The following is an 8,542-nucleotide window of genomic DNA, read 5'->3' as shown; positions in this document are numbered from 1 at the left end:
GCGTTTCCAACCTTACCAGATCCGTTTCCGTCTCCGGCGCCCTGTTGGAGCGGGCTCGGCCGTTTGGCTTTCGCTTTTCGGCCTTTCCGACTCTAACAGATCCGGATTTCGTTTCGTTCCGGTTCCGATTTCCGTCGGAGGTCCGCCTCGGAGCAGCTATTTGCTGCTGCCCTTTCGGCGGGTTACTACTTTAGCGGCTTTCCCTGGCGACTCATAATCGGGTCGTCGGGGTCGAATTTCGGCAACGCGAAAGAGGACCCGTCAGGGAATCGTTGAGAGTAGTTGGTTGTGCCGCCTGGCGGTCTGCGCAGATAGCGCTGCCCGTCTCCAGCGGCTCGGGCCACGTTAGGCGGTTCGCCACACAGAGTCAAGTAGCCGTGGTGGCGCGGCGTCGGTTGCGCGGGACGTGGCGGCGGTAGGGGCTGACGGTGGGGTCGTCGGCGATCCAGTAGCGCCAGGGGTGGTCCGCGCCGTCTCCGCCCACACCGGTGCGCGGGCCGTTGCGTACCCGCTCGGGGGCCGGCGGTTCGCCGCGGAGCAGGGAGAGCGGGGCGGCGCCGCCGGTGCACAGGTCGGTGCTGTCGAGGGTGCGGTCGATGTCGAGGGCGGTGGCCAGGCGGGCCGGGCCCTTCGCCAGTTCGTTGGCGCTGCGGGCCTTGGGGCGGCGGTCGGCGGCCAGGGTGGCACCGGTGAGGATCTCGCCGGCGCGCAGCAGGACACCGCTCGCCTCGCCCTCGGGGCCGCAGACCACGTTGAGGCTGAACCACATCCCGTAGATGAAGTAGACGTACGCATGGCCGGGCGGGCCGAACATGGCGGCGTTGCGTGCGGTGCGGCCGCGGTAGGCGTGGGAGCCGGGGTCGGTCTCGCCGTCGTACGCCTCGACCTCGGTGAGCCGGAGGGTGATCGGTCCGTCGGGGGTGTTGCGGAGGAGGGTCCGCCCCAGCAGGTCGGGGGCCACGTCCACGACGGGCCGGTCGAAGAAGTCGCGGGTGAGCGGCGTACGTTCCGGTACATCGGTCATGCGGACCGAGCGTAGTGGAGCCGTGGGAGAGGGCGGCTGGCCATGGAAGCGCCGGGGTTGGGAAGGTATGGCGTGGAACCGGCTTGCGCGGTTTCGCGTTCGTAGGAATCAAGCCGAGATCTCGGCGCGCTAGACAAAGCACAGGCGTTCCGCCTGGGGAGGACGAGCATGGGATTCAAGAAGCTGCTGGCGAGCCTGGGCGCCGGGGGCGCGTCGGTGGAGACGGTGCTCTTCGAGGAGAACGTGGTCCCGGGTGGGGTCGTGCAGGGCGAGGTCCGGATCCAGGGCGGTTCGGTGGCCCAGGAGATCCAGGGGCTGTCGGTCGGACTCCAGGCGCGCGTCGAGGTGGAGAGCGGCGAGGAGGAGTACAAGCGGAACGTCGAGTTCACCAAGGTGCAGCTGGGCGGGGAGTTCACGGTGCAGCCGGGTGCGGCGCACACCGTCCCGTTCGGGCTGGAGATTCCGTGGGAGACGCCGATCACCACGTTCCTGGGCGCGCATCTGCACGGGATGAGCGTCGGGGTGACGACGGAGCTGGCGATCGCCCGGGCAGTGGACTCCAGTGACCTGGACCCGGTGAATGTGCACCCGCTGCCGGCGCAGCAGGCGATTCTGGACGCGTTCGGGCGCCTCGGGTTCCGTTTCAAGGCCGCTGACCTGGAGCAGGGGCACATCCGGGGGACGCGGCAGCAGCTGCCGTTCTACCAGGAGGTCGAGTTCTACGCGCCGCAGCAGTACCGCGGGCTCAACCAGGTCGAGCTGTCGTTCGTGGCGGACGACCGGGAGATGGACGTCGTCCTGGAGATGGACAAGAAGCCGGGGCTGTTCAGCGAGGGGTCGGACACCTTCCGGTCGTTCACGGTCGGGCTGAACGACTTCCAGGGGACCGACTGGGCGGCCTACCTCAACCAGTGGCTGGCGGAGGTCGGCGGTAAGCGGAACTGGCTCTAACCTGGCCGGACAGGTGTCAGCAAGCGACCAGGAGGTGTTGCAGTGTCCGAGCTGAAGCGGCGGCCGCTCCCGCACGATTTCCATCCGCCGGTGCCGGAGTTCACGGTGCTGAGCGAGGAGGTGGAGCCGGGCGGGACGCTGCGGCCGGAGCAGGTCTTCGCCGAGGGGAACCGTTCACCGCAGCTGCGGTGGGAGGGTGCGCCCGCGGGGACGAAGAGCTACGCCGTCACCTGCTACGACCCGGACGCGCCGACGGGCAGCGGCTTTTGGCACTGGTCGCTGTTCGACATTCCGGCGTCGGTGACGGAGCTGCCGGCCGGCGCCGGGTCCGGGGAGATGAAGGGGCTGCCCGAAGGCGCCGTTCATGTCCGTAACGACTACGGGACGCGGGAATTCGGTGGCGCGGCACCGCCGCCCGGAGACGGTCCGCACCGCTATGTGTTCACCGTCTACGCGGTGGACCAGGAGAAGCTCGGTCCGGACGCGGATGCCTCGCCCGCGGTCGTGGGCTTCAATCTGCGGTTCCACACCCTCGGGCGGGCCCAGCTGATCGCCGAGTACGAGGTGCCGGCGGCGGGCTGAGCGCCGTAATTCCGTTGCGCCCCGGCGCTTCCCGCACGCAGAGTGGTACCCGTGCCGCCGCCCTTCATCAGGGCGTCGGGCAGCTGGTACCGCAGTGGCGGGAGCGGCGGGGCGCAGGTGTGTCGCCGGCCGCTTGCCGGAGCCCGTATGTGTCTCGGGTGTCCTCGCCGGCTGCCGTTCGCTCCGGGTCTCGCGTGTTTCACGGGGGTGGGACCCGGAGCGCACGCTTTTCGTGCCCTGCGGGGCGCCGCCGGAGCACCTCCTTTTCATCTGCCGATCGTCCTCCATTTCCCTTGTGGCGTGCGGAAATTGCGTTGTTCGGGGAATACCTGGCGCTGCACAGTGGAGCAACTTCGCCGCGGGGGCGGAGCGGGTCCGGGAGGGTGGACGGGATGCGCGAGACGCTGGTGCTCAATGCGAGCTTCGAGCCGCTGTCGACGGTGTCGCTGCGGCGGGCGGTGGTGCTGGTCATGCAGGACAAGGCCGTCGTCGAGCACGCTCACCCGGGGCTGCGCATCCGTGCCGCTTCGGTGGATCTGCCGGTGCCGCAGGTGATCAGACTCAGCAGATACGTCCGGGTGCCGTTCCGACAACGGGCGCCCTGGTCGCGGCGCGGGGTACTGGTGCGTGACCAGCACCGGTGCGCGTACTGCGGGCGCCGGGCGACCACCGTGGACCATGTCGTACCGCGGTCGCACGGTGGTGGGGACACCTGGCTGAATACCGTCGCCTCGTGTGCGGAGGACAACCACCGCAAGGCGGACCGTACGCCCGAGCAGGCGGGGATGGCGCTGCTGCGGCGGCCGTTCGAGCCGACGCCGGCGGACGCGCTGCTGTCGACGCTGGGGGTGTCGGTGCGGGACGCGCTGCCGGAGTGGCTGGCGGTGCCGGCGTAGCGCGGGCCCGCCGGAATTCTCGTCCAGCTCCCCCTACTTCAGGAGGAGCTGGACGATGGCCAGCAGGCCGACGAGCACGATGACGCCGCGCAGGGCGGTGGGCGGCAGCCGTCGGCCGACCTTCGCGCCGAGCTGGCCGCCGAGGGTGGAGCCGACCGCGATCAGGGCGACGGCGAGCCAGTCGAACTCCGCGACGAAGAGGAAGAAGACCGCCGCCACGCCGTTGACGACGGCCGCGAGGACGTTCTTGATGGCGTTGATCCGCTGGAGGTCCTCGTTGAGCAGCACGCCCATCAGGGAAACGTAGATCACCCCCTGCGCGGCGCCGAAGTAGCCGCCGTAGACGCTGGCCAGCATCAGGCCGAGGAGCAGGGCGGGGCCGCCGTCGGGGTGGGCGGTGGTGCCGTTGCGCTCGCGCCGGGCGCGGACCTTCGCGGCGAGCTTGGGCTGCGCGACGACGAGGACGAGCGCGACGGCGATCAGTACCGGGACGATGGTGTCGAAGGCCTTGGAGGGCAGCCCCAGCAGCAGGATGGCGCCGCCGAGGCCGCCGATGAGGGCGAAGGCGCCGAAGCGCAGCAGCCGGCGGCGCTGGCCGGCCAGCTCGCGGCGGTAGCCGACGGCGCCGCTGAGCGAACCGGGCACCAGGCCAAGGGTGTTGGAGACATTGGCCGTGACGGGCGGCAGGCCGAAGGCGAGCAGTACCGGGAAGGTGATCAGCGTCCCGGATCCGACGATGGTGTTGATCGTGCCGGCGCCGATCCCGGCGGCGAAGACTGCGACTGCTTCCCCGATGGACAAGGCCATCTCCTCACATGGTCAGGGTCGCCTCCCCGCCATGAAGGTCGAGGGGCCACCACTGATCATGCACGAGGCCGAACGGTCAGTCGATGGGGGGCGTTTCGCGGTTCGGCGCGCTGGGCTTGGGGATGGAGCCGCCGCCCGCCGGGTTGAAGTTGCCGATGGCGCCGCCGAGGCCCTTGAGGGCGTCGCCGATCTCGCTGGGCACGATCCAGAGCTTGTTGGCGTCGCCTTCGGCGATCTTCGGGAGCATCTGGAGGTACTGGTAGGAGAGCAGCTTCTGGTCCGGGTCCCCGGCGTGGATCGACTCGAAGACCACCCGGATCGCCTGGGCCTCACCCTCGGCGCGCAGGGCCGCGGCCTTGGCCTCACCCTCGGCGCGCAGGATCGAGGACTGCTTCTCACCCTCGGCGGTGAGGATCTGGGACTGCCGGACACCTTCGGCCTGGAGGATGGCGGCGCGCTTGTCGCGGTCGGCGCGCATCTGCTTCTCCATCGAGTCCTGGATGGAGGTCGGCGGCTCGATGGCCTTCAGCTCGACGCGGTTGACGCGGATGCCCCACTTGCCGGTGGCCTCGTCGAGGACGCCGCGCAGCGCCGCGTTGATCTCCTCGCGGGAGGTCAGGGTCCGTTCGAGGTCCATACCGCCGATGATGTTCCGCAGCGTGGTGACGGTGAGCTGCTCGATGGCCTGGATGTAACTGGCGACCTCGTACGTCGCGGCGCGGGCGTCGGTCACCTGGTAGTAGATGACGGTGTCGATGTTCACGACCAGGTTGTCCTGGGTGATCACCGGCTGTGGCGGGAACGGGACGACCTGCTCGCGGAGGTCGATGCGGTTCCGGATGGAGTCGATGAACGGGACGACGATGTTCAGGCCGGCGTTGAGGGTGCGGGTGTAGCGGCCGAAGCGTTCGACGATGGCGGCGCTGGCCTGTGGGATGACCTGGATCGTTTTGATGAGTGCGATGAACACGAGCACCACCAGGATGATCAGGACGATGATGATCGGTTCCACAGCGGCTCCCGTGCCCTTCGTTGCTGGTCCGTGCCGGCCGGCGACCGGCTTGCCGTTGATCAGTCTTTCAGAGACGTGGCTCGTCGCGCAGCGTGTTCGGGTCAGATGACGACAGCGGTGGCGCCTTCGATCTCGACGACGTCGACCTGCTGGCCGGGCTCATAGACCTGGTTGCCGTCGAGGGCGCGGGCGGACCAGACCTCGCCGGCGAGTTTGATGCGGCCGCCGCCTCCGCCATCGACCCGCTCCAGGACCGTGGCGCTGCGGCCCTTCAGCGCGTCGACTCCGGACGCGAGTTGGGGGCTCTGGCCGCGATGGCGGTTGGCGATGGGGCGTACGACCGCGATCAGCGCGACCGATACGGCGGCGAAGACGATGAATTGCAGGACGGTGCCGCCACCGACGCCTGCGGTGACGGCACCGGCGACGGCGCCGACCGCGAGCATCCCGAATTCGGGCATCGCGGTCACGACGAGCGGAATGCCCAGTCCTACGGCGGCGATCAGCCACCACACCCATGGATCCACGGCTTCATGGTAGATCCGTGCAGCGGCCCGGGACAGGGGACGATCGGTCAGCGGCGGGGGCCTGGCGCCTCAAGTTGGCCGGGCGACGGCCCTCAGGTCAGGGGCAGACCCTGCGCCGTCCAGCGGTCGTTGCCGTTGCGCTCGACGACCAGCGGGAGGCCGAAGCAGTGCGAGAGGTTGCTGGAGGTCAGTTCCAGTTCGAGCGGGCCGGCGGCGAGCACCTTGCCCTGACGGATCATCAGGACGTGGGTGAAGCCCGGGGCGATTTCCTCGACATGGTGGGTGACCATGATCATGGAGGGGGCGTACGGGTCCCGGGCGAGGCGGCCGAGGCGGCGGACCAGGTCCTCGCGGCCGCCGAGGTCGAGGCCGGCGGCCGGCTCGTCCAGCAGGAGCAGCTCGGGGTCGGTCATCATCGCGCGGGCGATCAGGGTGCGCTTGCGCTCGCCCTCGGAGAGGGTGCCGAACTTCCGGTCCAGGTAGGCGGTCATGCCGAGGCGGTCCAGGAAGGCCCGGGCGCGCTGCTCGTCGATGTCGTCGTAGTTCTCCTGCCAGCTCGCCGTCATGCCGTACGCGGCGGTGAGAACGGTCTGGAGCACGGTCTGGCTGCGCGGCAGCTTGTCGGCGAGGGCGATACCGGCGATGCCGATGCGCGGGCGCAGATCGAAGACGTCGACCTTGCCGAGCTGCTCGCCGAGGATCGAGGCGCTGCCGGAGCTCGGGAAGAGGTAGCTGGAGGCGAGGTTCAGCAGGGTGGTCTTGCCCGCCCCGTTGGGGCCGAGGATGACCCAGCGCTCCCCCTCCTTCACCGACCAGGAGACCTGGTCCACCAGAGCCCGTCCTTCGCGGACCACGGATACGTCCACCAGCTCCAGCACATCGCTCATGAGCGCGTTGTCTCCCATTGCTTCTCGGTCGTCGCGTACACCTGTAGGCGCAGCCCCCCTGCAAACCTACGCCACTCGTTGTCGGTGCTCTTCCCTAGGCTGGGGACCATGCTCGATGAACCTCGTTCAGGACGGCTGGCGGCATGGGGAAATGCCCTTTTGGCCGGACTTGTCTCACCTGATGAAGCCGCGCATCGGATCGCGGACGACGATGCGGTACACCGCGTGGAGGGCCTGCCCGGAGAGGCGGCGCCGGTCGGGCTGACGCTCGCGCTGGGGCGGCTGCGGGCGCTGGGGGCGGTCGGCCTGCGGGTGGCGCTGCCGGTGCCCGGCCATCCGCTGGGGCTGTGCGGACCGCCGGAATTCAACGCGCGGGCCCTGGAGGCCGAGGAGGCGGTGATCGCCTCGGGGGCCGGGCTCGGGCTCGTTCCGGAGACGTACGAGGCCGGGCCGGAGGGCGGCGCCGGGCCCGATGTCCATGTGGAGGTGGTCTGGCGCTGTCTGCCCGTACGGGAGGCGCCGCCCGCAGATGTGCCGTCGCTGGGCGAGGCGGAGCGGGAACTGGCGGAGGCGCTCCAGGAGGCGACCGCGCTGCTCTCGCGGCTGGATGTCGCCGGGTCCGGTCCGGTGGCGCAGGCGGCGCTGGCGGCGTACCGGGCGCGGGCGGAGGCCGGACGGCAGGTGCTCGCCCCCGGGTATCCGCCGCGGGCGGTGCGGGTGCTGGAGCTGGCGCAGCGCGTCGGTGCGCTCATCGGCATCGCGCAGCAGACCGGCGGGGACGGCCGGGAGCACGGCGCGGCGGTGAGCTCGTCGGAGATCGCGGCCCGTGCCGAGGCGCTGCGGCCGGTGGAGCGTACGGCCCGGCGGGCGCAGGTGGCGGCGTACAACTCCGCGGTGGAGGAGCGGGAGCGGAACCGGGGCTGAAACGGGACAGGCCCCGCCGGACCATTGTGTGGTCGACGGGGCCCGTGCCGAAGTGGGGCGCACGGCTCTGGGCAGGCGGAGCCGGGCATCCCAGATCGGACAACCTCAGTTGTTGGAGCTGATGTTGTCGAAGGTGGGGTTGAGCACACCGATGACATGGGCGCTGTTGCCGGTGGCGTTCACGGGGACGTGCACGGGCACCTGCGCCAGGTTGCCGGAGCCGATGCCGGGGGAGTTCGTGGCCCTGCCGTCGGCCTGCGCGCCACTGGTGGCGAAGGCCGAACCCGCGGCCGCACCGAGGGCGAGACCGGTGGCGGCAAGGACGAGAGCGGCCTTCTTGGCGGTGTTCATGGGGGCGTGTTCCTCACGTGGTGGCGCAGGGCCGGAATGACCGGGGCGGAGGGAGGGGACCGGCCCCGCGCTCTGAGGGGCGGGCCGGTCCGGGGTGACCCGCGCGGACCGTGGCGTCGCGCGGGTCAGGCGGAACCTGCGGGCAGGCCCGTGCTCAGGGGTTGAGGCAGGGGGCGCCGAAGGTGGGGTTGAGCGCACCGATGACGGTGGCGGTGGTGCCACAGGCGTTCACCGGGACGTGCACCGGGACCTGGATGTTGTTGCCGGAGACGATGCCCGGGGAGTCCACCGAGCCGCCCTGCGCCTGCGGGGTGTGCGCCGAGGCGATGCCGGCGCCCGCGAGGGCGAGACCGCTCGCCGCCACCGTGACGGCCATTGCGCGCTTGATGTTCTTCACTTCTCTAGCTCCTCGTTGCCGTTGCCGTGGCCAGCCGCCACGGCTGCACTGGACAACGGCCCGGCCCGGGAAGGGATACGCCAAACGGGCTACGGCTACACGACAGTATGAATCTCGGATCTGACGACGACATTCCGGTTGCTGTCGTTGTACAGGGGCGCCGGGGTGGTCCAGGAGACCGCGG

At 70.2% G+C, this 8,542-nt stretch carries 11 protein-coding genes; 4 read left to right on the top strand and 7 right to left on the bottom strand.

The window, feature by feature from the left end; translation table 11 throughout:
- Positions 1–367: 367 nt before the first annotated feature.
- Positions 368–1,024, bottom strand: coding sequence for a DNA-3-methyladenine glycosylase (locus ACZ4XD_RS34650; protein WP_468048970.1), 657 nt, complete (start codon positions 1,022–1,024; stop codon positions 368–370).
- Positions 1,025–1,192: 168 nt separating this feature from the next.
- Between ACZ4XD_RS34650 and ACZ4XD_RS34645 the strand changes: the two genes are divergently transcribed.
- The 3 genes from ACZ4XD_RS34645 to ACZ4XD_RS34635 all read left to right on the top strand — a co-directional run bounded on the left by ACZ4XD_RS34645 (position 1,193) and on the right by ACZ4XD_RS34635 (position 3,453).
- Entirely contained in the window at positions 1,193–1,975 is a 783-nt protein-coding gene (locus tag ACZ4XD_RS34645) for a sporulation protein (protein ID WP_468048968.1), read from the top strand.
- Positions 1,976–2,017: 42 nt separating this feature from the next.
- Entirely contained in the window at positions 2,018–2,557 is a 540-nt protein-coding gene (locus ACZ4XD_RS34640; protein ID WP_042161510.1) for a YbhB/YbcL family Raf kinase inhibitor-like protein, read from the top strand.
- A 392-nt stretch (positions 2,558–2,949) separates the two neighbouring features.
- Positions 2,950–3,453 (top strand): HNH endonuclease, encoded by a 504-nt coding sequence (locus tag ACZ4XD_RS34635; RefSeq protein WP_109888878.1) that lies wholly within the window; start codon positions 2,950–2,952, stop codon positions 3,451–3,453.
- Positions 3,454–3,486: 33 nt separating this feature from the next.
- Here the strand turns inward: ACZ4XD_RS34635 and ACZ4XD_RS34630 are convergent, their stop codons facing one another.
- From ACZ4XD_RS34630 to ACZ4XD_RS34615, 4 genes are all read right to left on the bottom strand, one after another.
- Positions 3,487–4,260 carry a sulfite exporter TauE/SafE family protein gene (locus ACZ4XD_RS34630; protein WP_468048961.1) on the bottom strand — a complete coding sequence of 258 codons (774 nt, stop codon included), beginning with the start codon at positions 4,258–4,260 and terminating at the stop codon, positions 3,487–3,489.
- Between the two features lie 76 nt (positions 4,261–4,336).
- A complete protein-coding gene (locus ACZ4XD_RS34625; protein ID WP_468048959.1) occupies positions 4,337–5,272 on the bottom strand; it encodes an SPFH domain-containing protein in 936 nt (311 codons plus the stop codon).
- A 101-nt stretch (positions 5,273–5,373) separates the two neighbouring features.
- A complete protein-coding gene (locus tag ACZ4XD_RS34620) occupies positions 5,374–5,787 on the bottom strand; it encodes an NfeD family protein (RefSeq protein ID WP_042161519.1) in 414 nt (137 codons plus the stop codon).
- A gap of 104 nt (positions 5,788–5,891) precedes the next feature.
- Positions 5,892–6,704 carry an ABC transporter ATP-binding protein gene (locus ACZ4XD_RS34615; RefSeq protein ID WP_387247015.1) on the bottom strand — a complete coding sequence of 271 codons (813 nt, stop codon included), beginning with the start codon at positions 6,702–6,704 and terminating at the stop codon, positions 5,892–5,894.
- Positions 6,705–6,794: 90 nt separating this feature from the next.
- On the opposite strand from ACZ4XD_RS34615, the gene ACZ4XD_RS34610 reads away from it, so the two are divergent.
- A complete protein-coding gene (locus ACZ4XD_RS34610; RefSeq protein ID WP_468048955.1) occupies positions 6,795–7,610 on the top strand; it encodes a hypothetical protein in 816 nt (271 codons plus the stop codon).
- Positions 7,611–7,715: 105 nt separating this feature from the next.
- On the opposite strand, the gene ACZ4XD_RS34605 is transcribed toward ACZ4XD_RS34610, so the two are convergent.
- Both ACZ4XD_RS34605 and ACZ4XD_RS34600 read right to left on the bottom strand, forming a co-directional pair.
- On the bottom strand, positions 7,716–7,961 hold the full coding sequence (locus ACZ4XD_RS34605) for a chaplin (protein ID WP_468048952.1): 246 nt from the start codon (positions 7,959–7,961) through the stop codon (positions 7,716–7,718).
- Between the two features lie 154 nt (positions 7,962–8,115).
- Positions 8,116–8,358: a chaplin gene (locus ACZ4XD_RS34600; protein ID WP_432146215.1), complete on the bottom strand. Its 243-nt coding sequence runs from the start codon at positions 8,356–8,358 to the stop codon at positions 8,116–8,118.
- Positions 8,359–8,542: the final 184 nt, after the last annotated feature.

The organism is Streptomyces sp. NPDC029466, from assembly GCF_055574515.1.
The sequence above is the reverse complement of the archived record's forward strand: the minus strand, read 5'-3'. Positions and strand labels throughout refer to the sequence as shown.